The organism is Kitasatospora sp. CM 4170 (assembly GCF_032110285.1).
Classification (GTDB): Bacteria; Actinomycetota; Actinomycetes; order Streptomycetales; family Streptomycetaceae; genus Kitasatospora; species Kitasatospora aburaviensis.
The window spans coordinates 4,667,470-4,691,234 of the sequence record NZ_CP134877.1; the positions used below are offsets into that span (position 1 = coordinate 4,667,470).

Sequence of the window (23,765 nt, forward strand, 5' to 3'; positions counted from 1 at the left end):
AGATGCCGCCGGACCGCCGCAAGCCCCGTCACCCGGCCCCGGGTGCCACCGCGGGCCGCCGGGCGCCCGCCGCCGCCAGCGGGCGTCGACGGGCGCCCCCGCGGGTCACCGCTGGACCGGGGCCGGGATCCCCAGCAGCCGGTCCCGGTGGACCGGGAAGTCGGCGCGGGCCTTGGCCACCTCGGCCGGGTCGAGCTCGACCGCCAGCACCTCCTCGCCGTCGCCCGCCTCGGCCAGCACCCGGCCCCACGGGTCCACCACGATGCTGTGCCCGGCCTGCTCCACGCCGCCGTGCGTCCCCGCCGTGTTGCAGGCCAGGACGAACGCCTGCTCCTCCACCGCGCGGGCCCGGGCCAGCAGCGTCCAGTGCTCGCGCCGCCGCGCCGGCCAGGCGGCCGGGACCACCAGGAGCTGGGCGCCCGCGTCCAGCAGTGCCCGGAACAGCTCCGGGAACCGCAGGTCGTAGCAGGTGGCCAGGCCCAGCGTGCCGAAGTCGGTGGCGGCGGTGACGATCTCCTGGCCGGCCCCCATCACCACCGCCTCGCCGCTGTCGAAGCCGAAGCGGTGGATCTTGCGGTAGGTGTGCACCAGCTCGCCGTCCGGGGCGAACAGCAGCGAGGTGTTGTAGATCGGCCCGTCGGGGTCGCGCTCGACGATCGAACCCGCGTGCAGCCAGACCCCGGCCGCCTTGGCGGCCGCCGCCATCGCGTCGGAGGTCGGCCCGTCCAGCGCCTCGGCACCGTCCGACCAGAGGTCGTACGCGAATCCGCCCAACGGCCACAGCTCCGGGAGGACGACCAGGTCGGCGCCCTGCTGGGCACGTACCAGGGCGGCCGCCCGGGCCCGCCGCTCGGCGGGCGGCTCGGTGTCGGAGACCGCGAGTTGGATCAATGAAGCGCGCACAGTACCACCGTCCACGGCAAGAGTCCTACGATCGTCACCCGAAAGCACTGCCCTGCTCTCACCCGGCAGCGTAACGTGCGGTTAGCGTGCGCGCCCGGAAGCCGAGCAACCCGCCCGGTGCCGGAGCCAGGGCGCACATGGCAAGGCAGCTGACGGAGGGCCGGAGATTCCCGTGACGGACAACCAGACCGTGCAGGCTTACACCGAGGCGTGGACGCAGTCCATCGAATCGATATCGGAACTGGTGGCCCCCCTCCCGGAGGACTCCTGGAACCGGGCCACCGAGTGCCCCGGCTGGTCCGTCCGGGACGTCGTCTCCCACGTCATCGCGATCGAGTCGGAGCTGCTCGGCGACCCGCGCCCGATCCACTCGCTCCCCCGCGACCTGCGTCACGTCACCACCGAGTTCGCCCGCTACATCGAGCTGCCGGTCGACAAGCGCCGCTGCCACACCTCGGTGGAGCTGGTCGGCGAGCTGGAGTACACGGTGATCCGCCGCTCGCGCGCCCTGCGGAACGCGAAGCACACCCCCACCGAGCAGGTCCGCTGGCCCGCCGGTCCGCACAGCCGCGAGCTGCCGTACCACGAGCTGCTGCGCCGCCGGGCGTTCGACGTCTGGGTGCACGAGCAGGACCTCCGGCGCGCCCTCGACGCGCCCGGCAACCTGGACTCCCCGGCCGCGCTGGTCTCCCGGGACGTCCTGCTGGAGCTGCTGCCCAGGGCGGTCGCGCACCGGGCCGGGGCCCCGGCGGGGACGGCGCTGGTCGTCGACGTCACCGGCCCGGTGGAGTTCCTGCGCACCGTCCGGGTGGACGCGGGCGGCCTCGGCACGGTCGACGAGTCGATCAGCCTCGCCCCCGACGTCCAGCTCACCCTCGACTGGGAGACCTACGTCCGCCTCGCCTGCGGCCGCGGCCGCCCCGGCCCGGTCACCGTCGAGGGCGACCAGGAGCTCGCCTCCCGCATCCTGGCCAACTTCTCCGTCACGCTGTAGCCCCACGCCGGCCCCTGCGTCACCCACCCGGCGTACACACACCACCGCACGCCGGGTGGCACCCTTCGCGCTCCCGTACGTCAGCTTGGCACCAGCACCTCACCCGTTCGACCTCGTTGTTCCGGGCAGACCGAGTGTCACCCGGAAGAAGGAGGGGCGCCCCGATGGGCGACGAACAGGAACAGCAGGAACGGATGGTGCTGGTGCGGTGCAGCTTCCCGGTCACGGGGCAGCCGATCAGGGTGGTGATGATCGACGGGAAGCCGTGGTTCGTCACGGCGGACGTGTGCCGGGTGCTCGGCCGGCTCAACCCGAGCCGCGTTCGCCAGGTGCTCGGCGACGGGCAGACCCAGGTCATCAACTCGCGCTCGATTAACCTAACCTTCGGGAAGGTTAGTCACGATTCCGCAGGTGGGAAACCCTACGAGCGCGGAAACCCGATGCTCAACGTGATCAGCGAGGCCGGCCTCTACACGCTGATCATGCGGTCGAACAAGCCCAATGCCGGCCCCTTCCAGGAGTGGGTCACACAGGATCTCCTCCCCTCCGTCCGCCGTGGGGACACCGACGTCCCCACCCAGCAGCGGCGGATGGCGGAGACCCTGACCGACGCGATCGGCCGACAGGTCCGGATCGTCGCGCAGATCGACCACGAGGACTGGCCGGGGGTGACCGTCCACTCCGACGGGACGGTGCACTGCCACCACGGAGAGATGGTCTTCCACATGCCCGACCGGGAGGAGGACAGCGGGCCGCCGTTCGGCGGCTACTACTCCTGCCCGGCGGTGGAGCGGGTCGGCATCCGGGGCAGCCGCGTGCTCCCGGGCTGCCCGAAGCTGCGGCTGGTGGACCTGATCCGGCTGCGCCGTGCGGCAGGGCCGGAACCCGTCGCGGAGCCGGTGCCACCGCCGCCCGATCGCGGGCTCGTGTACGCGGAACTGCACGGCGCCCGGATCTACGGATCGCCCCCGCAGATCGCCGAGCTGATGCGCGCGTACGGGGGCTGATCCCCTCGGGCAACCCTCGCCTCCAGCGAGGGTTGCAACGTTCTGCCTGGTCGGAGACCCTACGCCCCGGCCGGGTCGACCTTCCTCCGCAGGCGCAGGATCATCAGCGTGCCGACCGCCATGGGCACGTACTGCCAGCAGAAGGCCCAGCGGAAGGCCTCCGCGGAGTAGCCGGCGGCGTCGGCCGGGGTGAGGGCGTCGAGGAGGACGCCGATCCCGAAGAGGGTCACCATCGTGCCGATGAAGCCGCCCATGTTGACGATGCCGGAGGCGGTGCCGAGGCGCTCGACCGGGTTGAGGGCGCGGGCGTAGTCGAGGCCGACCAGGGAGGCCGGGCCGTTGGTGCCCATCACCAGGATGACCCCGACCACCAGCCAGAGCGGCGGACGGCCGCCGGGCCAGGCGAGGACGACCGCCCAGCCGGCCGCGGTGGCGGCGATCACGGTGAGGACGATCGGCATCCGGGCCCGGGCGGTCCGGGAGAGCAGCCGGCCGAAGAGCAGGCCGAAGGACATGTTGGCGAGCACCAGCAGGGTGAGCAGGCCGCCCGCCCCCTCCCGCGACAGGCCCTGGGCCTCCACCAGGTAGGGCAGGCCCCAGAGCAGGCCGAAGGCGTTGCCGGGGAACTGGGTGGTGAAGTGCACCCAGAGCCCGAGCCGGGTGCCGGGCTCGCCCCAGGCCTCCCGGACCTGCCGGCCGACGGCGGGCCGGGGCACGGCGGCGGCCGCGACCGGGGCGACCGGAGCGCCTGCCGGCGACTCCCGGAGGAAGAGCGCGACCAGGGCGAAGACCCCGGCACCGAGCAGCGCGATCGCGGTGAAGGTCGGCGTCCAGCCCTCGCTGTGCAGTGCCCGGGCGAGCACCACCGTGGTGACCAGGTTCCCGCCCATCCCGGCGAGGCCGGTCAGCTGCGCGACGAGCGGGTTCCTGGCGGCCGGGAACCACCGCGCGGCGATGCGCAGCACGCTGATGAAGGTCATCGCGTCGCCGCAGCCCAGCACCGCCCGGGAGGCCAGCGCGGGGGCGAAGGCGGCGGAGAAGGCGAAGGCGAGCTGCCCGGCGCTGAGCAGCACGACGCCGAGCAGCAGCACCCGGCGCGGGCCGAAGCGGTCGACCAGCAGGCCCACCGGGATCTGCATGGCCGCGTAGACCAGCACCTGCAGGATCGAGAAGGTGGAGAGCGCGGACGCGCCGATACCGAAGCGGTCGGCGGCGTCGAGGCCGGCCACGCCCAGGCTGGTCCGGTGGATGACGGCGAGGACGTAGACGCCGGCGCCGATGGCCCAGGCCAGCCAGGCGGCGCGGCCGCCGGGCGGCGGGGCGACCGCGGCGGCCCGGGGGGCGGGCTCGGCGGTGGTACGGGGAGCGGAGGCGGACAGGGGACGGGCTGAACGGGCGGGCTCCACGGGCATAGTGGCCCCAGATTAGTCATCCCATGATTGGACGCCTAGAGCGGGGCGGTACGGGTCGGGCACGAAGCGCCTCAGCCGGTCACCGTCCAGGAGACCGACCTGGTCATGTAGCGGTCGCGGAAGGCCTCGTCCCGGACCCAGTCGGTGGTGTCCCGGACGGTGGCCGTGACGGTGGCGTCGTGCCCGGCGGGCAGGTTGAGCAGGGCGGTGTCGAGCCAGCTGCGGTCCGCCGCCTGCGGCTCCACCGGGACGCCGTCCACCGTCCAGTCGACCTTGAGCTGTCGCGGGCCGGCCAGCGGCAGCGGGCGGACCTCCAGGCGGGGCCGGCCGGTCACCTCGCCGGGGGCGGGCACCGGGGCGTCGGTGGGCCGGACCCGGCGGTAGAGCTCCTCGATGATCGCCTCCCGCGAGGGCAGGTTGTAGGAGCCGCCGAGGGTGCGCATCACCGAGTCCTGGGTGGGCCGGTAGATCCCGTTCGCGCTCCGGTAGGCGCCGATCGGCCCGCCGCCGTCCGGGGACTCCGCGCCGAGCCAGCGCCACCACTTGTTCTGCTTGCGGCGCATCTCGTCGGCGTTCTCGGTGGCGAGGTTGGGGTAGTCGGCGTCGTCCGGGGCGCTGTCGTACTCGTCCCCGAGGTCGCCCACGGTGTGCCCTATCTCGTGCTGGATGATCCGCCCGGCGTCCTGGCTGCCGCCGGCCAGGGTCGTGACGCCGGTGCCGCCCGCACCGCCGTACTCGGTGGAGTTGGCCAGCGCGATCAGGTACTGCGGGCCGTCCCCGTCGCCGGCGAAGCGGGCGGTCGCGGACTCGTCGGCGCAGAGCAGCCGGGCGGTGCCCTCGCACCAGAAGTGCATGCCGAGCGGGGTGTCCGGGTGGCGGCCCCGGCTCTCGGTCTCGGCGATGCCGGAGACCGGGGAGACCACCTCGACCCGCCTTATGTTGAAGAAGCCCTGGTAGCTGCGGAACGGCTCGATCTCCATCAGCGCCCGCCAGGCCCGGTCGGCCTGCTGGCGGAAGAGGTCCTGCTCGTCGGCGGTGTAGCCGTCGCCGAGCAGGACCAGGGTGATGCGATTGGCCGGGTCACCGGTCCGCCTTATGTCGACGGTCGGGGCGGCCCCGCCGGCGCGCAGGTCGGCGCGCTGGGCGGTGTGCGGCGGCACCGCCCGGTCGGCGGGGGCGCCGGGGCCGATCACGCCGAACGGCGAGGGACCGGCCAGCTCCAGGGCGGCCGGGAGTACGGCGGTGGACACCAGCACGAGCGCGGCCAGACTCCGGACGAGACGGCCAGGGTTGCCAGGCGGCATACGGGGTGCGTCCTCGGGGATCCGGTCACCCGGCGTCGCCCGGGTGGTGGACGCGAAGACGTACCCGGCCCGGCGCGTCTCCCCTCCGGTCCGGCGAAAAAGTCACCGACCTGGCCGAACAACCAGGATCACCCCGGTCATACCGATGAGTCCGACCATCTGGACCGCGCTCACGGACCGTGACCTCAGCCGCCCCGGCGCACCTCCAGCACCAGGTGGGTGGCGAGGCCGAGCAGCAGGCCCCAGAACGCCGAGCCGATGCCGAACAGGCTCATTCCGGAGGCGGTGGCCAGGAAGGTCACCAGCGCGGCGTCCCGGCCGCGCTCCTCGGCGACCGCGGTGGCCAGGCTGCCCTGGAGCGAGGCCAGCAGCGCCACCCCGGCGACCACCGCGATCAGCTCCTTCGGCAGGCCGGTGAACAGGCTCACCAGCACACCCCCGAAGCTGCCGACCAGGAGGTAGAGCACGCCCGCCGACATCCCGGCGACATAACGGCGGCGCGGGTCCGGGTGGCTCTCCGGGCCGGCGCAGATGGCGGCGGTGATCGCCGCGAGGTTGACCCCCGGCGAACCGAAGGGCGCCAGCAGGACGGAGAGCCCGCCGGTGGCCCCGATCAGCAGCCGGTCGTCCGGCCGGTAGCCGAAGGCCCGCATCACCCCGAGGCCGGGGGCGTTCTGCGAGGCCAGCGCGACGATGGTGAGCGGCAGCGCCAGGCCGACCATGGCCGGCCCGGAGAAGGCGGGCACGGTCAGCACCGGCCGGGTCGGCCCGCCCGGGCCCAGGTGCAGCGGCAGCCCGACGGTGGCGGCCGCCAGCACCCCGCCGGCCAGCAGCGCGGCCGGGACGGCGTACCGCGGCGCCAGCCGCTTGGCCAGCAGGAACGCCGCGAAGCTGCCGAGCACCAGGACGGGCGCACCGTGCACCGCCCCGAAGATCCCGGCGCCGAAGGAGAAGAGGATGCCCGCCAGCATCGCGTTGACGATGCCGGCCGGGACCGCCGCGATCAGTCGGCCGAACAGCCCGGTGACCCCGAAGAGGGCCACCACCACCGCGCTCACCAGGAAGGCGCCCACGGCCTCCCGGTACGGGTACTCGCCGAGGCTGGTGACCAGCAGCGCCGCCCCGGGGGTGGACCACGCGGTGATCACCGGCGTCCGGGTCCACCAGCTGAGCAGCAGACAGGTCAGCCCGCTGCCGATCGCCACGGCCCAGATCCAGGACGCGGTGTGGGCCTCGTCCAGCCTCCCCGCGGCGGCCGCCGCGAGCACCACCACCAGCGGCCCGGAGAACGAGACCACGATGCACACCAGCCCGGCCAGCAGCGCCGGGACGGAGGCGTCCCGGCGCAGCGAGCGGCGTTCCCCGGGATCGGTACGACGGTCCTTCGAACGGGTTATCAGCTCCTCTGCCATCCCGGCAGTATCCCGAAGGGACCCCCTCGGCGGGCCGCTCGAAAGAATCTCGAAAAACTTCCGAACCCACCTGCAACCCCCGGCGGGGATGGACGTCTTTACGGATGAAGGCACGGAGAGCGAGACCGGCAGAGCCGGGGGGCGCTTCCACTCTGCAGGAGCGGGGCCGGTCGTCTTCACCACCACACCGTCAGAACGATGACCCTGGGGAGTCACGTCATGCGTACGTCCGTTATCAACCGTTTTGCGAAGAACGACCGCGCCTTCTCCGGCCGCCGTACCCTCGCCGCCCTGGCCACCACCGTCGTCGTGGCCGGCGGTGTGCAGATCCTCACCACCGACGCCGCGTGGGCCTGCGGGGACATCCGCTACGGCACCCCGCCGGCGATCGACTCCAGCGCCGCGAACAAGGCGGTCGCGCCCGTCGCGGACTTCCGGGCCCCCCTCGCCGCCACCATCGGCGCCGACGGCTCGTGGACCGAATTCGGTGTGGGGATGGCCAACTTCACCGGCGCCGAGCTGCCGAAGGTCGAGCCGAGCTTCGGTCTGGCGAGCATGACGCGGGGCACCTCCCTGCGGGCCGAGGACGTCCGGGTCGAGGTCATGACGCAGGGCGCGTGGAAGCCGCTCAAGCTCCACCACGGCTGCAACGGGCTCGACGCCGACCTGAACTCGCTGCGGACGAGCCTGGCCGACGGCCGGGCGGCCAACCTGCTGTTCCGGGTCTCCCTCTCGCCGAACACCCCGCAGGGCCTGAACGAGCTGGCCGTGGTGACGGACGCCTCCTCGGGCAACGGCGAGCAGGGCCGCTGGGGCTTCCGCACCGTCCAGGTCACCCACCCGAAGGCCGCCGCCCCTGCGGCCAAGCCGACCGCCGCCGCCAAGCCGGCGCCCGCCCAGCCGGCCGCCGCCAAGACCGCGCCGGCGCAGGCCGCCGGCGGCAAGGCCGTGGCCGCCCCCGTGGCCCCCGCCGCGCCCGCCACGGCGGCGCCGGCCGGCACCGCCGAGCTGGCCCAGACCGGCGCGGACGCCTCCACCGGCCTCCTCGCCGCCGCCTCCGCCGCCGTCCTGGCCCTGGGCGCCGGCGTCATGATCGCCGTGCGCCGGCTGCGTCCCCAGCGCTGACCGGTCCCGGCAAGAGAAGGGCCCTTCCCCGCACGGCGGTGCGGGGGAAGGGCCCCTCTTCGGTCTCCCGGGCCGGTCAGCCCCAGGTGATGAGGCGCTTCGGGTGCTCCAGCAGCGCGGCCACGTCGGCCAGCACCTTGGAGCCCAGCTCCCCGTCCACCAGGCGGTGGTCGAAGGAGAGCGCGAGGGTGGTCACCTGACGCGGGACGACCTTGCCCTTGTGCACCCACGGCAGCTCCCGGACCGCGCCGAAGGCGAGGATCGCCGCCTCGCCCGGGTTGAGGATCGGGGTGCCGGTGTCGACGCCGAAGACGCCGACGTTGGTGATGGTGATCGTGCCGCCCTGCATGTCGGCCGGCGAGGTCTTGCCCTGGCGGGCGGTGTCGATCAGCTCGCCGAGCGAGACCGCCAGGCCCGAGAGCGTCTTGCCGCCCGCGTCCTTGATGTTCGGGACGATCAGGCCGCGCGGGGTGGCCGCGGCGATGCCGAGGTTCACCTGGCCGCGGATGACGATCTCCTGGGCGGCCTCGTCCCAGTGGGCGTTGATCTCCGGGTGGCGCTTGATCGCGACCAGCAGCGCCTTGGCGACCAGCAGCAGCGGGCTGACCCGGACGTCCCGGCCCAGCTCGCCGCTCTCCTTCAGCCGGCGCACGAACTTCATCGTCCGGGTCACGTCGACCTGGACGAACTCGGTGACGTGCGGCGCGGTGAACGCCGAGGCGACCATCGCCTGCGCGGTCGCCTTCCGGACGCCCTTGACCGGCACCCGGACGTCGCCGGCACCGGACGCCGCGACCGGCACGGCCACCGACGCCTCGGGCGCGGCCGGGGCCGCCACCGGGGCGACGGCCGCGGCCGCGGCCGCGGCGTGCGCGTGGACGTCCTCGCGGGTGATCACACCGGCCGGGCCGGTCGGGGTGACGGCCCGCAGGTCGACGCCGAGGTCCTTGGCCAGCTTGCGGACCGGCGGCTTCGCCAGCGGCCGCTCGCCCGAGGGCTGCTCCGGCACCACCGGCGCGGGGGCCGGGGCGACGGGGGCGACGGGCGCCACCGGAGCGGCCGGAGCCGTGGTGGCGACCTTGGTGGTGGTGGTGCGCCGGGCCCGGCGCTGGGTGCCGCCGGTGCGCGGGCCGTAGCCGACCAGCACCGCGCGCCGCTCCGGCTCGGCCGGCTCGGGCTCGGCCTCGGCCGGCGCGGGGGCGGCTGCGGGCGCGGGAACCGCCGGGGCGGCCGCCCCGGCCTCGCCGGCCACCGCGACCGAGATGATCACGGTGCCGACGTCGACCGTCGCGCCCTCCGGGAAGAACAGCTGCTCCACGACCCCGTTGAACGGGATCGGCAGCTCCACGGCGGCCTTGGCGGTCTCGACCTCGCAGACGACCTGCCCGTCCGTGACGGTGTCACCGGGCTTGACGTACCAGCTGAGGATCTCGGCCTCGGTGAGGCCCTCGCCCACGTCGGGCATCTTGAACTCGCGGAGCGAGCGGACTTCGGTGGTCATGGTCGCTCCCCGGTTCAGTACGCGAGCGCGCGGTCGACGGCGTCGAGCACGCGGTCCAGGTCCGGGAGGAAGGCCTCCTCGACCCGGGACGGCGGGTACGGCGCGTAGTAGCCGCCGACCCGCAGGACCGGCGCCTCCAGGTGGTAGAAGCACTTCTCGGTGAGGCGGGCGGCCAGCTCGGCGCCCATGCCCAGGAACACCGGAGCCTCGTGCACCACGATGCCGCGCCCGGTCCGCTTGACCGACTCCTCCAGGGTGGTGAAGTCCACCGGGGAGAGCGAGCGGAGGTCCACGACCTCCAGTCGGCGGCCGTCCTCCTCCGCCGCCGCGGCCGCCTCCAGGCAGACCTTGACCATCGGGCCGTAGGCGATCAGCGTGGCGTCGGCGCCGGGGCGCACGATCCGGGCGGCGTGCAGGTCCAGGTCGGCCGCGTCGCCGACCTCGCCCTTGTCCCAGTACCGGCGCTTCGGCTCCAGGAAGATCACCGGGTCGTCCGACTCGATCGCCTGGCGCAGCATCCAGTGCGCGTCGTGCGCGTTGGACGGCGTGACGACCTTCAGGCCGGCCGTGTGGGCGAAGTAGGCCTCGTGCGACTCGCTGTGGTGCTCCACCGCGCCGATGCCGCCGGCGTACGGGATGCGCACGGTGACCGGCATCTTCACGTGGCCCAGGGCGCGGGCGTGCATCTTCGCCAGCTGGGAGACGATCTGGTCGAAGGCGGGGTAGACGAAGCCGTCGAACTGGATCTCCACGACCGGGCGGTAGCCGCGCAGGGCCAGGCCGATCGCGGTGCCGACGATGCCGGACTCGGCCAGCGGGGTGTCGATGACCCGGCCGTCGCCGAAGTCCTTCTGCAGACCGTCGGTGATCCGGAACACGCCGCCGAGCTTGCCGATGTCCTCGCCCATCAGGACGGTCTTCGGGTCGTTCTCCAGCGACTTGCGCAGCGCCTCGTTCAGCGCCTTCGCGATGCTGAGCTGACCGGCCATCAGAGGTTCTCCCCCGCCTCGAAGGAGGCCGCGTACTCCAGGTACTCGGCCCGTTCCTCATCGACCAGAGCGTGCGGCTCCGCGTACACGTGGTCGAAGATCAGGGTCGGGTCCGGGTCCGGCATGCTCCGCACGCCCTCGCGCACCCGCAGCCCCAGCTGCTCGCTCTCGGCGTCGATCGAGGCGAAGAACTCCTCGTCGGCCAGGCCCTCCTTCTCCAGGAGCGCCTTGAGCCGGATGATCGGGTCCTTGGCCTTCCAGGCCTCGGTCTCCTCGGCCATCCGGTAGCGGGTGGGGTCGTCGGAGGTGGTGTGCGCGCCCATCCGGTAGGTGAACGCCTCGATCAGCACCGGGCCGTTGCCGCTGCGGGCGTGGTCGAGTGCCCAGCGGGTGACGGCCAGGCAGGCCAGCACGTCGTTGCCGTCGACCCGGACGCCCGGGAAGCCGAAGCCGGAGGCCCGCCGGTACAGCGGGATCTTGGTCTGGGTGGTGGTGGGCTCGGAGATCGCCCACTGGTTGTTCTGGCAGAAGAACACGACCGGGGAGTTGTAGACCGAGGCGAAGGTGAAGGCCTCGTTGACGTCGCCCTGGCTGGAGGCGCCGTCGCCGAAGTAGGCGATCACCGCGTCGTCCGCGCCGTCCTTGGAGATGCCCATCGCGTAACCGGTGGCGTGCAGGGTCTGCGCACCGATCACGATGGTGTAGAGGTGGAAGTTCTTCTCGTTCGGATCCCAGCCGCCGTGGTTCACGCCGCGGAACATGCCGAGCAGGTTCAGCGGGTCCACGTCGCGGCACCAGGCCACGCCGTGCTCGCGGTACGTGGGGAAGGCGTAGTCGCCGGTGCGCATGGCCCGCCCGGACCCGACCTGGGCGGCCTCCTGCCCGAGCAGCGAGGCCCACAGGCCCAGCTCGCCCTGGCGCTGCAGCGCGGTGGCCTCCGCGTCGAACCGGCGCACCAGCACCAGGTCGCGGTAGAGGGCGCGCAGCTCCTCCGGGGTGGTGGTGAGCGGGAAGTCCTTGTGCTCGACCCGCTCCCCTTCCGGGGTGAGCAGCTGTACGAGCTCCGGCTGGGCGTCCGTACCCGTGGCGCGGAGGGTGTCAGGGACGCCGGGGGCCGCCTTCTTGCGAGCCCTCGCCGTGCTTTTGACGGTCACGTTCACTCCTCGGTCTGTCCGGCCGCCCGGGGTCGCCGGTGACCGGTCCGGTCACCGCCTTGCGGGGCGCGCGTGGGTGTGCGCACCGGCTGCGAGGCTGGTGGTGATCCTGTTCCGACGGCGTCCCTCACGAGAACGTTACCCAGCGGCAGCCCTTGGCGCCCTTGCGCTAGGACGTCCTACTTGTTGGGCTCCGACAACTGCGGGTGTGGCGCAGCTCTCAATTCGGTCGCCTTCAGGACACCAGCGCACGTTATCCGGGCGGAGGCCTCCGCGTAAGGGGGTTACCGGCATCGGTTTTGACCGCTCTGGCCGGATAACGATCCCGGCCCGGTGCGGGCGAGAGGTCTTTTGTAGGGTGATATGGGAGGCTTTGCGCGTGACTGATAACGGACAAATCAGGGTATTCCTGCTCGACGATCACGAGGTGGTCCGGCGGGGCGTCCACGATCTGCTTTCGGTCGAGGACGACATCGAGGTGGTCGGCGAGGCCGGCACCGCCGCCGAGGCCATGATCAGGATCCCGGCCGCCCACCCCGACGTCGCCGTGCTCGACGTCCGGCTCCCGGACGGCAACGGCGTGGAGGTCTGCCGCGAGGTCCGCTCCCGGCTGCCGGAGATCAAGTGCCTGATGCTGACCTCGTTCTCGGACGACGAGGCGCTGTTCGACTCGATCATGGCGGGCGCCTCCGGCTACGTCCTGAAGGCGATCCGCGGCACCGACCTGATCACCGCCGTCCGGGACGTGGCCGCCGGCCGGTCGCTGCTCGACCCGGTCGCCACCAGCCGGGTCCTGGCCCGGCTGCGCGACGGCGGCGAGAAGGAGGACGAACGGCTGGCCCAGCTGACCAGGCAGGAGCGGCGCATCCTCGACCTGATCGGCGAGGGGATGACCAACCGCCAGATCGGCAACGAACTGCACCTGGCCGAGAAGACCGTGAAGAACTACGTCTCCAGCCTGCTGGCCAAGATGGGCATGGAGCGGCGCACCCAGGCCGCGGCCTTCGTGGCCCGGCACCAGGCCGACCAGCAACACTGACGCGGCGTCGGCCGGAGCACCGGCCGGTCCCGTCGCGCCACCCGGCCCCGTCGCATACACACAGCTGACGCTTTGTCAAGGACCCTCACCAGGTGGCCCTAACCTCGGGCTGTGACTTTCAGCCAGACCCTCGCCTGTGCCCCGGCCCGCCCCGACCTCTCCGCACCCCCGATAGGGACGCTCAGCCCGCCCGTCCCGCACGCCGCTCTCGCCGAGGTCCTGCGCCGCTACCGGGTGGGGCGGCTGCTGACCGCCGAGCCGGTCGCCGAGGGCCTGTTGAACCGCGGCTACCAGGTGACCACCGAGGCCGGCACCTACTTCCTGAAGTGCTACGTCGACGCCGCCACCGCCAACCGCGGGGCGATCTCCGACCACCACCGCGCGATGGGCGCGCTGCACGCGCGCGGACTGCCCGTCGCCCCTCCGCTGGGCTGCGCCGAACGCTCCGGCACGGTGGCCGCGTTCGGCGGCCGGCTGTTCGCGCTCTTCCCCTGGGTGAGTGGCCGACACCGGCACGGTGGCGACCTCACCCTGCCGCAGTGCGACGAACTGGGCGCGCTGCTGGGGCACCTGCACGGCGCACTCGACGAGGTCTGCGCCCCGGCCGCACAACCCGCCGGCTACCGCAGCGCCGACCCGCTCGACAGCGCGGCGCTCGCCCGCGAACTGCAGCTGCGCGCCCGCGACCACCGCCCGTACGGCGAGCTGGACGCCCTGGTGGAACGGCGCCTCGACGAACGGCTGGACCTCCTGGCCGAACACGCCCACCGCCGGCCGGAGCCGACGGCCGCTCCGCCCACCGGCTGGACGCACGGCGACTTCCACGGGCTCAACCTGCTGCACGAGGACGGCCGGATCACGGCCGTCCTGGACTGGGACAAGCTCGGTCCCCAGCCGCGCGCGGAGGAGGCCGTCCGCGCCGCCACGCTGGTCTTCAACGACCGGACGACCGGGGTCCTCGACCTGGTCCGGGTCCGGCACTACTCGCAGGCCTACCGGGCCACCGGGGCCGCCACCGCGGAGCACCTGGCCGCCGCGGTGCACCGGGTCTGGTGGGAGCGGCTCAACGACTTCTGGATGCTCCAGTGGCGCTACCAGCGGGCCGACCACCGGGCCGACCCGCTCTACCCCGCCTCGGCGGGCCAGTTGGCGTGGTGGTGCCAGGAGTACGAGCAGGTCCTGGACGCCTTCGCCAACTGACCCGGGCGGTCAGCCGCCGAGCGGTGGGATGGTGGGGCTGGCGCCGCCGCCACCGCCACCACCACTGGTCGAGGTCGGCTTCGGCGGCGGCTGGGTCGCCGTCGCCCCACCGGTGGGCGTGCCGGTCGCACCGCCCGTCGGGGTCCCGGTCGCACCGCCCGTCGGGGTCCCGGTCGCCGACGCCGACGGCGACGACGACCTGGTCCCGGTGGCGGTCGCGCTGGAGGTCGGCGTGTGCTTGCCGGAGGGCACCGTGGGCGCCTGGCTCTGGTTGCCGCCGAAGGTGTTGTCGGTCGGCTGCTGCGGCCGCCGCGTGGCCTGCGTGGTCGGCGCCGTGGTCGGGGACGGGCCCGTGGTGGGCGTCCCGGCCTCGGTCGTGGTGGCGGTCGACACCGTCGCACTGGGCGTCGGCCCGTGCTTCGTCCCGCCGTCGCCGCCGTCGCCGCTCAGCGCGAACCCGATGCCGGCCCCGGCGGCGACCAGCACCGCCACGGCGCCGGCCACCCAGCCCCACGGGCCGCGCCGCCGCCCGGAGCCGTTCCCGTCGCCGCCGTCGCCGCCCGGGCCGTCGGCGGCCCCGCCGTACGGTCCGCCGGCACCCGGGTAGGGCGTGGACGGGGTCTGCGACGACGTGGACGGCGGGAACGGCATCATCGTCGTCGCGTCGCCGGACGCACCGGAGCCGAGCACGGCGGTCTCGTCCGTGCCGATCACCGGGGTCGCCCCGCTGTGGCCCTGGCCCGCGGCCGCCAGTCCGGCCGCCGCGGCGCCCGCCGCCCAGGCCCCGCCGGCGCCGTGCATCTCGCGCAGCGCGTGCTGGACGTGGGCGCGGAACTCGTCGGCGTCCTGGAACCGGTCGTCGGGGTTCTTGGCCAGCGAGCGCAGCACCAGGTGGTCGAGCGCCGCCGGCACCCGCCCGTTCGCCTGCGACGGCGGCACCGGCATGTCCTGCACGTGCTGGTAGACCACCGAGAGCGGGGTGTCGCCGGTGAACGGCGGGCGCAGCGTCAGCAGCTCGTAGAGCATGCAGCCGGCCGCATAGAGGTCCGAGCGGTGGTCCACCGGCTTGCCGAGCGCCTGCTCGGGCGAGAGGTACTGCGGGGTGCCCATGACCATGCCGGTCTGGGTCATCGTGCTGGCGGTGCCGGTGAGCGCGCGGGCGATGCCGAAGTCCATCACCTTCACCGCGCCGGTGGTGGTGATGATGACGTTGGCGGGCTTGATGTCCCTGTGCACGATGCCGTGCCGGTGGCTGTAGGCGAGCGCCTCCAGCACCCCGGCGATGATGATCAGCGCCTGGTCGACCGGCGGCGCCTCCTCGTCCACCAGCAGCTCGCGGACGGTCCGGCCCTCGACCAGCTCCATGACGATGTACGGCGTCGACTCGTCGCCGACGTACTCCTCGCCCGTGTCGTAGACCGAGACGATCGAGTGGTGGTTGAGCGCCGCGACGGCGTGTGCCTCGCGCGTGAACCGCAGCCGGGCGATCTCGTCCTGGGCCAGCTCGCCGCGGAGCAGCTTGACCGCGACCGTGCGGCCCAGCCGGATGTCCTGGGCCGCGAGCACCTCGGCCATGCCGCCGCGGCCGAGCCGGTGGGTCAGCCGGTAGCGGCCGTCGCCGACCGTGCCGAGCGGGGCCGCGGTGCCCCGGCCGGGCGTCCGGGGGCCGCCGCCGTAGGGCGGGAGCGCGGTGGTCGCACCGTCGCCACCGGCTTCGCCCGCCTTCGGGGGCTCGCCGACCGGGCCGGCCGTCCAGGCACCCTCGTCGTCGTCCGGCTGATGCGTCTGTGCCATCGCTCCTCGCCCCGGGCCTTCGCTCGGATCGCGGTGCCCTGTCGCTTCGTATCCCCGAACGCTACCGCCTTCGGCCTTCCCCCGTAGCACGCCCGATCCGGGCGGAACGCATCAGAGCAGGCCATTCCGGTCGGTCGGGGCGTCCAGGTACAGGACGGTCGCGGGCCGCTCGGCGCTCCGCGTGGTCTTCTTCGTGGTGCCCTCCTTCTCCGCCTTGGTCACCACGATGGCGATGATGACGATCGCGAGCACGATCACGCCGATGATGATGCCGACGATCACCAGGGCCGTGGAGCAGCCGCCGCTGTTGGACGCCGGAGCCGGCTGGAACGGCGGCGCGGGCATCGGCATCGGCTGCGGCGGCGGGGTGTGCGCCTGCTGCGGGAAGGGCTGCGGCGTCCGGAACGCGGGCGGCGGGGTCTGGAAGGCCGGCGGCGGGGTGTGCGCCTGCTGCGGGAAGGGCTGCGGGGTCTGGAACGCCGGCGGCGGAGTCTGGAAGGCCGGCGGCGGGGTCTGGAAGCCCTGCTGCCCGCCCTGCTGGAGGAACTGCGGCTGCGGCGTCTGCGGCGTGTGCGGGGCCTGCGGCGCCGCGTGCACCGAGCGCGGGCCGTCGGTGATCACCAGCGGGGTGCTGGCGGCCAGCTGGTTGCCGTTGCCGCCCTTCTCCGCCGCGATCAGCCGCTCGGCCTCGTCGCGCATCGCCACCGCGCTCGGGAACCGGTGCGCCGGGTCCTTGCGCAGCGCCTGGGCGACGAAGGCGTCCACCGCCGGGTTGACCGCCCGGTTGATCGTGGAGGGCGCGGCCGGCTCCTCCTGCACGTGCTTGTAGGCGATCGAGAACGCCGAGTCACCGTCGAAGACCAGCTGGCCGGTGAGCATCTCGAAGAGCATCACGCCGACCGAGTAGAGGTCGGAGCGGGCGTCCACCGGCTTGCCGAGCGCCTGCTCGGGCGAGAGGTACTGCGGGGTGCCGACCACCATCCCGGTCTGGGTCATCGACGTGACCCCGCTGTCCAGCGCGCGGGCGATGCCGAAGTCCATGACCTTGACGGTGCCCTTGCGGTCGAACATGACGTTGCCGGGCTTGATGTCGCGGTGGACCAGGCCCTGGTCGTGCGAGGCCTCCAGCGCGTTCAGCACGCCGACGGTGATCCGCAGCGCCTCGGCGGTGGGCACCGCGCCGTACTGCGCGACCGCCTCGTTGATCACGTCGCGCAGGCCCTTGCCGTCGACCAGCTGCATCACGATGAACGGCGTGCTGGAACCGTCCGCGGCGACGTCCTCGCCGCTGTCGTAGACGGTGACGATGTTGGCGTGCTCCAGCCGGGCCACCGACTGGGCCTCGCGGCGGAACCGCTCCTTGAAGGTCTCGTCGCGGCCCAGCTCGGCGTGCATGCTCTTCAGCGCGACCTGGCGGTCCAGCACGTTGTCGTAGGCGAGGTGCACGGAGGCCATGCCGCCCTCGCCGAGCACCCGCTGCAGCACGTACCTGCCGTTGCCCAGGGAGTGGCCCTCGACCGCGTTGCCGTGCTCGCTCATGGTCCTCTGCTCCCCCTCGGCGCGGCCGTGCCGCCGCGACCGTGACGTTCGGTCTGGTCCTGCGTGGTGCGGGCCGGGCCCCCTGGCCCGCCCGTCCCCGTCGCGGCGCTCGCCCGCCCTGCGACAGGGGCCCAGGGTATCGGCTCGCGGCGACAGTGATCGGCGCAGGGCCGACACTGTGTCCGGGCCGCAACCCGTCACCCGGTGGTGGTGCGGGCGCCGGTCCGCCCGGCGCCGGGTCGTGGCGGTACGTCCCAACTCCGGCGCCGGAGGCCGGGCGGCCGCCCTCCGGGGCGCCCCGCCCGCGGGTGCGGGCGCGGGCCGGTTCCCCTGTTCGCCCCGGAGGTACGGGTTCGCCCTAGAGGTACGGGCCGGACCGGATACCGCGGCCCTCGGCGCCGTCGTCGCCCTCGTGGTCACCGCCGTGCAGACCGGGCGGCAGCGCCCGGCGCATCTGCTCCAACTGCGCGCGCGCCGCCATCTGCTGGGCGAACAGCGCGGTCTGGATGCCGTGGAACAGCCCCTCCAGCCAGCCCACCAGCTGGGCCTGGGCGATCCGCAGCTCCGCCTCGGTGGGGATGGAGTCCTCGGTGAACGGCAGCGACAACCGCTCCAGCTCGGCGACCAGTTCGGGGGCCAGGCCGAGCTCCAGCTCCTTGATGGAGCTGGCGTGGATGTCCTTCAGCCGGGCCCGGCTGGCCTCGTCGAGGGGTGCCGCCCGGACCTCCTCCAGCAGCTGCTTGATCATGCTGCCGATCCGCATGACCTTGGCGGGCTGCTCCACCATCTCGGTCACCGGGAGCTCGCGCGGGCCTTGGGCGTCGTCACCCGCCGGCGCGGCGAAACCCTCGCCCACCGGAAGCCCGTCCGGTCCGACGATCAGCACCTTCTGGCCGTCCTGCGGCTGCCCGCCCATGGCCTGGTACATCTCCTGCGACGAGCGCTCGTCCATCGGATTCGTCATGAACCACATTCTCCCTCACTGGGGTTGGTCGGACGGAAGCCCCCGGTTCCGGCGAACCCGCCCTTCGGTCCCCGCCGGCCGCACCGTCCGCCACCACGCACGACGCTACGCCGCCGGGCGGGCTCCGGGCATCCGTACGGATACTCAGTCCGCGCGGCGGCGCAGCGTGGTTCTCCTGGCGGCGGGGCTCTCGCGCAGCGGGGTCCGTTGCCAGGCGGGGTCCGGTGCGGGGCGGCCGGTGCGCGGGCTCAGCCCTTGCGCAACCGCAGGCCGATCAGACCGAGGCCGCAGCCGATCAGACCGAGGCCGGCGCCGAGCGGCAGCTGCCGGGTCGACGCGTCGCCCCAGCGTGCGGGGACGACGACCGGGACGGCCGCGACGGCCTGCGGGGCGGACTCCCCCGCGGCGAGCGCCGTGCCGCCCGTCCCGGTGCCGTCCTCGGCCGGCCCGGCCCCGGTGGTGTCCGGCGCTGCCGCGTCGGCGCCCAGCACCGACTGCCCGGCCTCGATCGACTGCCCGACCTGCTGCTCGACGGACTGCTCCACCGGCTTCCCGGCCTGCTGCTCCACGGGCCGCTCGACCGACTGCAGTGGCGCCCGGTCCGGGGTCCGGTCGGGGACCGCCTCGGCACGCTCGGGCGCCGAGGCCGGACGGTGCCGGTGCCCCGGGCCCCGCTCGGCCCACGGCCCGGCGGCCGTCGACCGGGGGCGGCCGGCCTGGTGCGGCGACTGCGCGGACTGCCAGAGCGGGCCCGGGCCCGACGCCCCGGCCACCGTGGGCCCGCCGGGTCCCGGTGGCTCGGGCGGGGCGGCGGGCGGCCCGGCGTCCGACGGTTCCGGCGCCGCGGCGGGGGACGAGGGCGCGCCGGAGGTCGCGGCCCCCGCGGTGGGCGAGCCGGTCCGGCCCGGCCCGGACGCCGGGGCGGCGGACGGGGTGGACCCGGCCGCACCCGACGGCTCGGCGTCGGCGGACGGCCCCGGCCCGGCGGCGGGCCCGGCCGACGGCCCGGCGTCCGACGGTCCTGGGGCGGACGACCCGGGGGCGGACGGTCCTGGGGCGGACGGTTCGAACGCCGGCACGCCGGGCGGCGAGGTCGCCCCCGGCCCGACCGGCTGCCCGGCGGGGGCGGCCGGGCCCGCCGCGACCGCCACCGCGGCGGGGGCGAGGGCGAGCGGCACGACCAGACCGAGTACCGCCACCGCCTGCAGCGCCCGCAGTCGGCGGCCGGTACGGCATCGGATCCGGCGGCGGGTGCAGCTGCGGGTCCGGCGGCCGGTACGGCTGCGGGACGGGACCGCGGCGGGCAGCGGCCCGAGGAGCGCGTTCGAAGGTGCGGCCACGATCGAGGTCCTTCCGACGGCCGGCCGCGCACAGGCGCGGTCGGCGGCGGGACAGCTCCCGACCAGCCTCACACAATCCGACAATCCGGGCATTTCGAACGGCTGTGCACCAACCGCCGCCCCCCTGCCGCGGTACCCGTCCGCCGTCCCGGCGGCCCTCCGCCGGGGCCGGGCCGCCCGGGCCCGCAGGCCCTCAGGCCCTCAGGCCCGCAGCACCACCTTGCCGACCTGCTCGCCGTTCTCCAGCACCCGGTGCCCCTCGGCGGCGTCCGTCAGCGGCAGCACCCGGTCGATCACCGGCCGGACCACCCCGGACTCGACCAGCGGCCAGACGTGCTCGCGCACCGCCGCCACGATCGCGGCCTTCTCCGCCAGCGGCCGGCCGCGCAGATTGGTGGCGATCACCGCACCGCGCTTGCGCAGCAGGCTGTTGAGGTCGAGCTCGCCCTTCACCCCGCCCTGCAGGCCGATGATCACGAGCCGCCCGTTGACCGCGAGCGCGTCCACGTTCCGTTGCAGGTACTTGGCGCCCATGATGTCCAGGATGACGTCCGCCCCGGCGCCGCCGGTGGCCTCCCGGAGCGCCTCGACGAAGTCCTGCTCCCGGTAGTCGATCGCGATGTCCGCCCCCAGCTCGGTGCAGCGGGCGAGCTTCTCGGCGCTGCCCGCCGTCACCGCCACCCGGGCGCCGACCGCCTTGGCCAGCTGGATCGCCATCGTCCCGATCCCGCTCGCCCCGCCGTGCAGCAGCACCGTCTCGCCGGGCCGCAGGCGGGCGGTGAGGAAGACGTTCGACCAGACCGTCGAGACCACCTCGGGCAGCGCCGCGGCCTGCTCCAGGCTCAGCCCCTTGGGCACCGGCAGCAGCTGCCCGACCGGCACCGCCACCCGCTGCGCGTAGCCGCCGCCGACCAGCAGCGCACAGACCTCGTCGCCGACCGCCCAGCCGGCCACCCCGGCGCCCAGCGCGGTGATCCGCCCCGAGCACTCCAGCCCCGGGTAGAGCGGACTGCCGGGCGGCGGGTTGTAGAAGCCCTGCCGCTGCAGCAGGTCGGCCCGGTTGACGGCGGTGGCCGCCACCTCGACCAGGACCTCCCCCTCGCCGGGCACCGGATCCGGCACCTCGGCCCAGACCAGCGCCTCGGGACCGCCGGGTTCAGGAATCGTCATCGCATGCATGCCCCGAAGCTACTCCGCGCCGACCGGCCGCAGGGCGCGCCCCGCGCGGCCCAACCGCGCGCTGCGGCCGCCGGCGGCGCACCCGCGCCACCGACACGCCCGGGCCGCCGACCCGGGGCTCCCGGCCCCCGGCCCGCAGGCCATCCTTGGGTACGTGACGAACGGTGAGCAGCCCTCCGCGCCCGACCGATCCGGCCTCCGACCGCGTCTGCCGGGGCGGCGCACCGGGCGGTCGGCGCCCGACGTCGAGGCGGGCGACCGGGTCGTCCTGCCGGCGCAGCAACCGCGGCCGCCGCTGCGTCAGGTGTCCGGACGGCTGCTGATCGCCCTCGGCGTCCTCGTCGCCACCACCGTGCTGGTCTGGCTCGACCGCGGCGGCTACAACGACAACGCCGGCGGCGGGGTGAGCTTCCTCGACGCGGCCTACTACGCCACCGTCACGCTCTCCACCACCGGGTACGGCGACATCACCCCGTTCAGCGACAGCGCCCGGCTCACCAACATCTTCGTGATCACCCCGCTGCGTGTGCTCTTCCTGATCATCCTGGTCGGCACCACGCTCGAAGTGCTCACCGAACGCACCCGCCGGCAGTGGCGGATCGGACGCTGGAGGTCCGCAATGAGGGAACACACCGTCGTGATCGGGTACGGCACCAAGGGCCGCAGCGCCGTCGACACCCTGATCGGCCAGGGCGTGCGCCGGGACGAGATCGTGGTGGTCGACCCGCAGCGCAAGGTCGTCGAGCAGGCCACCCTGGACGGGCTGGCCGGCGTGGTCGGCGACGCCACCCGCACCGACACCCTGCTCCGCGCCGAACTCCCCCGCGCCTCGCGGGTGGTGGTCGCCCCCGAGCGCGACGACACGGCCGCGCTGATCACCCTGACCGCCCGCCAGCTCAACCGGGGCGCCACCGTGGTCGCCGCCGTCCGCGAGGACGAGAACGCCCCGCTGCTGCGGCAGAGCGGTGCGGACGTCGTGGTCACCAGCTCCAGTTCGGCGGGCCGGCTGCTCGGCATGTCGATGCTCAGCCCGCACGCCGGCGCGGTGATGGAGGACCTGCTCACCTACGGCACCGGCCTCGACGTCCACGAGCGCCCGGTGACCCGGGCCGAGGCCGGGCACAGCCCGCGCGAGTGCACCGACCTGGTGGTCGCGGTGGTCCGCGGCCGGCGGGTGCTCAACTACAACGACCCGGAGGCCGCCACCCTCCAGCTCACCGACCGGGTGATCACCATCCGCCCGGCCGCCCCGCCGGCCGGCTGACCCCGACCCCGACCGCACCCGGTGGGCCGCCGGCCGTCACGGGGCCTCCAGCAGCTCGACCGCCGCTCCCGTCGCCACGCCGCCGGGCGGCACCACGGCCAGCGCGTCCGCCCGGGCCAGCCCGCGCAGCATCGCCGGGCCGTCGAAGGCCAGCGGGACGGCGCCGCGCGCGGTGCGGCGCACGGGGAGCAGCCGGGTGTCCGCGGGGTGGCCGGGCAGGTCGACGGCGGCGGGAGCGAGGTCCGGCCCGTCGGCCACCCGCCCGGCCAGGGCGTGCAGCAGCGGCAGCGCCAGCGTGACGGTGCCGGCCACGGCGGCCAGCGGGTTGCCGGGCAGGCCCACCAGGTGGCGGCCGCCCGGGAGTTCGGCGAGCAGCATCGGGTGGCCGGGGCGGACGGCGACCCCGTCCACCAGCAGCCGGGCGCCGGCCTCGGCGAGGGCCCGGTGCAGGAAGTCCACCGGCCCGGCCGCCGTCCCCCCGGTGGTGACCACCACGTCGGCGGTGGAGTGCCGGACGGCGTCCAACAGCAGGCCGAAGTCGTCCCGGACCGCGCGCACCCCGGCGATCTCGGCACCGGCCGCACGCAGCCACGGCGGCAGCAGCGGGCCGAGCGCGTCCCGGACCAGGCCGGGCCGCGGCAGCCCGGACTCCAGCAGCTCGTCGCCCAGGACGAGCAGCTCGACCACCGGCCGGCGGCGGACGGCCAGCCGGTCGTGGCCGCAGGCGGCGGCCAGGCCCAGCACCGCCGGGCCGACCGGCGTGCCGGCGGGCAGCAGCGCCTCGCCGCGGCGGCACTCCTGGGCGCGCGGACGGACGTCCTGACCGGTGGTCAGAGGGGCCGGCCCGCGGTCGTGCAGCAGCACCCCGCTCAGCTCGCCGTGCTCGCGGCGGAGCACCGCGGTGGCGCCGGGCGGCAGTTGGGCACCGGTGGCGATCTCGACGGCGGCCCCGTCGTCCAGTGCCGCCTCGGCCGGCCGACCGGCCAGCAGCCGGCCGGCCACCCGCCACGGGCCCGGGCCGGCGACGGCCCAGCCGTCCATCGCCGAGGTGTCGAAGGCGGGCAGGTCGGTGAGGGCGGCGAGCGGCTCGGCGAGGGTGTGGCCGAGCGCCTCGGCGAGGTCGACCGGTTGCGGCGGCAGCGGGCGCAGCCCGGCCCGGCGGGCGGTCTCCCGCGCCTGCGGCCAGGCCGACGGCCCCGCGGCGGGCGTGCCGAGCACGGCGGGCGCCTCGACGGTGCTCACCGCTGTTCCGGCTCGGCCGCCGCGGCGGCCCACCGCTCGGCCAGCTCGGCGGTCCGCCGGGAAGCCTCGGCGACGGCCTCCGGGCCGCCGCCGCGCTGCGCGGCGGCGTAGCCGATCAGGAAGGCGGTCAGCGGCGCGGCGGGGCGGTCGACGCCGTGCGCCACCACCCGGGCGAGGTCGAGCAGCCCGCGGACGTCGACCTCCAGGTCGACCCCCAGCTCGGCTCCGACCTCGGCGATCCAGTCATCCAGCGTGCGCTCCATGAGCCCCATGCTGCCCGATCGCCGGTTTCGCCGGAGTGTTCGCCCCGTGAGCGGCGCGCGTCGTTTCCCTCACGCGGCACGACACCCCCCGTGCGCAGCCCCGTACCGACCCCGTACCGGCCCCCGCCGGCCGGGCCGGG

At 74.6% G+C, this 23,765-nt stretch carries 19 protein-coding genes and 1 pseudogene; 6 read left to right on the forward strand and 14 right to left on the reverse strand.

Features of this window, described 5'->3' with window-relative positions:
- Positions 1–105 precede the first annotated feature (105 nt).
- Positions 106–903 (reverse strand): carbon-nitrogen family hydrolase, encoded by a 798-nt coding sequence (locus tag RMN57_RS19790; protein WP_313764679.1) that lies wholly within the window; start codon positions 901–903, stop codon positions 106–108.
- Positions 904–1,075: 172 nt separating this feature from the next.
- Here RMN57_RS19790 and RMN57_RS19795 point away from each other — a divergent pair, with 172 nt between their 5' ends.
- Both RMN57_RS19795 and RMN57_RS19800 read left to right on the forward strand, forming a co-directional pair.
- Positions 1,076–1,897, forward strand: coding sequence for a maleylpyruvate isomerase family mycothiol-dependent enzyme (locus RMN57_RS19795; protein WP_313764680.1), 822 nt, complete (start codon positions 1,076–1,078; stop codon positions 1,895–1,897).
- A 164-nt stretch (positions 1,898–2,061) separates the two neighbouring features.
- Complete coding sequence (locus tag RMN57_RS19800; protein WP_313764681.1) at positions 2,062–2,904, forward strand: Bro-N domain-containing protein; 843 nt, start codon at positions 2,062–2,064, stop codon at positions 2,902–2,904.
- 59 nt (positions 2,905–2,963) lie between these two features.
- Here RMN57_RS19800 and RMN57_RS19805 read toward each other — a convergent pair whose 3' ends face one another.
- The 3 genes from RMN57_RS19805 to RMN57_RS19815 all read right to left on the reverse strand — a co-directional run bounded on the left by RMN57_RS19805 (position 2,964) and on the right by RMN57_RS19815 (position 7,032).
- Entirely contained in the window at positions 2,964–4,316 is a 1,353-nt protein-coding gene (locus tag RMN57_RS19805) for an MFS transporter (protein ID WP_313764682.1), read from the reverse strand.
- Positions 4,317–4,387: 71 nt separating this feature from the next.
- The gene (locus RMN57_RS19810; protein WP_313764683.1) at positions 4,388–5,566 is read right to left on the reverse strand and encodes a M64 family metallopeptidase; all 1,179 of its coding nucleotides are present in this window, start codon (positions 5,564–5,566) and stop codon (positions 4,388–4,390) included.
- A gap of 239 nt (positions 5,567–5,805) precedes the next feature.
- Entirely contained in the window at positions 5,806–7,032 is a 1,227-nt protein-coding gene (locus RMN57_RS19815) for a benzoate/H(+) symporter BenE family transporter (protein WP_313764684.1), read from the reverse strand.
- A gap of 219 nt (positions 7,033–7,251) precedes the next feature.
- Here RMN57_RS19815 and RMN57_RS19820 point away from each other — a divergent pair, with 219 nt between their 5' ends.
- Complete coding sequence (locus tag RMN57_RS19820; RefSeq protein ID WP_313764685.1) at positions 7,252–8,157, forward strand: hypothetical protein; 906 nt, start codon at positions 7,252–7,254, stop codon at positions 8,155–8,157.
- A gap of 76 nt (positions 8,158–8,233) precedes the next feature.
- Here the strand turns inward: RMN57_RS19820 and RMN57_RS19825 are convergent, their stop codons facing one another.
- Genes RMN57_RS19825 through pdhA form a run of 3 tightly spaced genes read right to left on the reverse strand, consistent with a single transcriptional unit; the run spans position 8,234 to position 11,801 of the window.
- A complete protein-coding gene (locus RMN57_RS19825; protein WP_313764686.1) occupies positions 8,234–9,658 on the reverse strand; it encodes a dihydrolipoamide acetyltransferase family protein in 1,425 nt (474 codons plus the stop codon).
- A 14-nt stretch (positions 9,659–9,672) separates the two neighbouring features.
- The gene (locus RMN57_RS19830; RefSeq protein WP_380234830.1) at positions 9,673–10,647 is read right to left on the reverse strand and encodes an alpha-ketoacid dehydrogenase subunit beta; all 975 of its coding nucleotides are present in this window, start codon (positions 10,645–10,647) and stop codon (positions 9,673–9,675) included.
- Positions 10,647–11,801 (reverse strand): pyruvate dehydrogenase (acetyl-transferring) E1 component subunit alpha, encoded by a 1,155-nt coding sequence (pdhA, locus tag RMN57_RS19835; RefSeq protein WP_380234828.1) that lies wholly within the window; start codon positions 11,799–11,801, stop codon positions 10,647–10,649. The genes RMN57_RS19830 and pdhA overlap by 1 nt, the downstream gene beginning before the upstream one ends.
- 379 nt (positions 11,802–12,180) lie before the next feature.
- Here pdhA and RMN57_RS19840 point away from each other — a divergent pair, with 379 nt between their 5' ends.
- Together RMN57_RS19840 and RMN57_RS19845 are read left to right on the forward strand one after the other, a co-directional pair.
- Entirely contained in the window at positions 12,181–12,840 is a 660-nt protein-coding gene (locus RMN57_RS19840) for a response regulator transcription factor (RefSeq protein WP_313764688.1), read from the forward strand.
- A gap of 111 nt (positions 12,841–12,951) precedes the next feature.
- Positions 12,952–14,040, forward strand: a complete 1,089-nt coding sequence (locus RMN57_RS19845; protein ID WP_313764689.1) for a phosphotransferase — start codon at positions 12,952–12,954, stop codon at positions 14,038–14,040.
- A 9-nt stretch (positions 14,041–14,049) separates the two neighbouring features.
- On the opposite strand, the gene RMN57_RS19850 is transcribed toward RMN57_RS19845, so the two are convergent.
- The 5 genes from RMN57_RS19850 to RMN57_RS19870 all read right to left on the reverse strand — a co-directional run bounded on the left by RMN57_RS19850 (position 14,050) and on the right by RMN57_RS19870 (position 20,856).
- Complete coding sequence (locus RMN57_RS19850) at positions 14,050–15,834, reverse strand: protein kinase domain-containing protein (protein WP_313764690.1); 1,785 nt, start codon at positions 15,832–15,834, stop codon at positions 14,050–14,052.
- A 111-nt stretch (positions 15,835–15,945) separates the two neighbouring features.
- Positions 15,946–17,373 (reverse strand): protein kinase domain-containing protein, encoded by a 1,428-nt coding sequence (locus RMN57_RS19855; protein ID WP_313764691.1) that lies wholly within the window; start codon positions 17,371–17,373, stop codon positions 15,946–15,948.
- Between the two features lie 358 nt (positions 17,374–17,731).
- Positions 17,732–18,289, reverse strand: coding sequence for a bacterial proteasome activator family protein (locus RMN57_RS19860; RefSeq protein ID WP_313767888.1), 558 nt, complete (start codon positions 18,287–18,289; stop codon positions 17,732–17,734).
- 296 nt (positions 18,290–18,585) lie between these two features.
- Positions 18,586–19,677 (reverse strand): hypothetical protein, encoded by a 1,092-nt coding sequence (locus RMN57_RS19865; protein WP_313764692.1) that lies wholly within the window; start codon positions 19,675–19,677, stop codon positions 18,586–18,588.
- A gap of 201 nt (positions 19,678–19,878) precedes the next feature.
- Positions 19,879–20,856, reverse strand: coding sequence for an NAD(P)H-quinone oxidoreductase (locus RMN57_RS19870; RefSeq protein WP_313764693.1), 978 nt, complete (start codon positions 20,854–20,856; stop codon positions 19,879–19,881).
- A 154-nt stretch (positions 20,857–21,010) separates the two neighbouring features.
- Between RMN57_RS19870 and RMN57_RS19875 the strand changes: the two genes are divergently transcribed.
- A complete protein-coding gene (locus RMN57_RS19875; protein ID WP_380234823.1) occupies positions 21,011–22,120 on the forward strand; it encodes a potassium channel family protein in 1,110 nt (369 codons plus the stop codon).
- A 36-nt stretch (positions 22,121–22,156) separates the two neighbouring features.
- Here the strand turns inward: RMN57_RS19875 and RMN57_RS19880 are convergent, their stop codons facing one another.
- A complete protein-coding gene (locus tag RMN57_RS19880; protein WP_313764694.1) occupies positions 22,157–23,362 on the reverse strand; it encodes a molybdopterin molybdotransferase MoeA in 1,206 nt (401 codons plus the stop codon).
- A pseudogene (locus RMN57_RS19885) lies at positions 23,359–23,704 on the reverse strand (DUF6457 domain-containing protein); the annotation flags it as partial. The gene RMN57_RS19880 and the pseudogene RMN57_RS19885, both read right to left, overlap by 4 nt.
- Positions 23,705–23,765 lie beyond the last annotated feature (61 nt).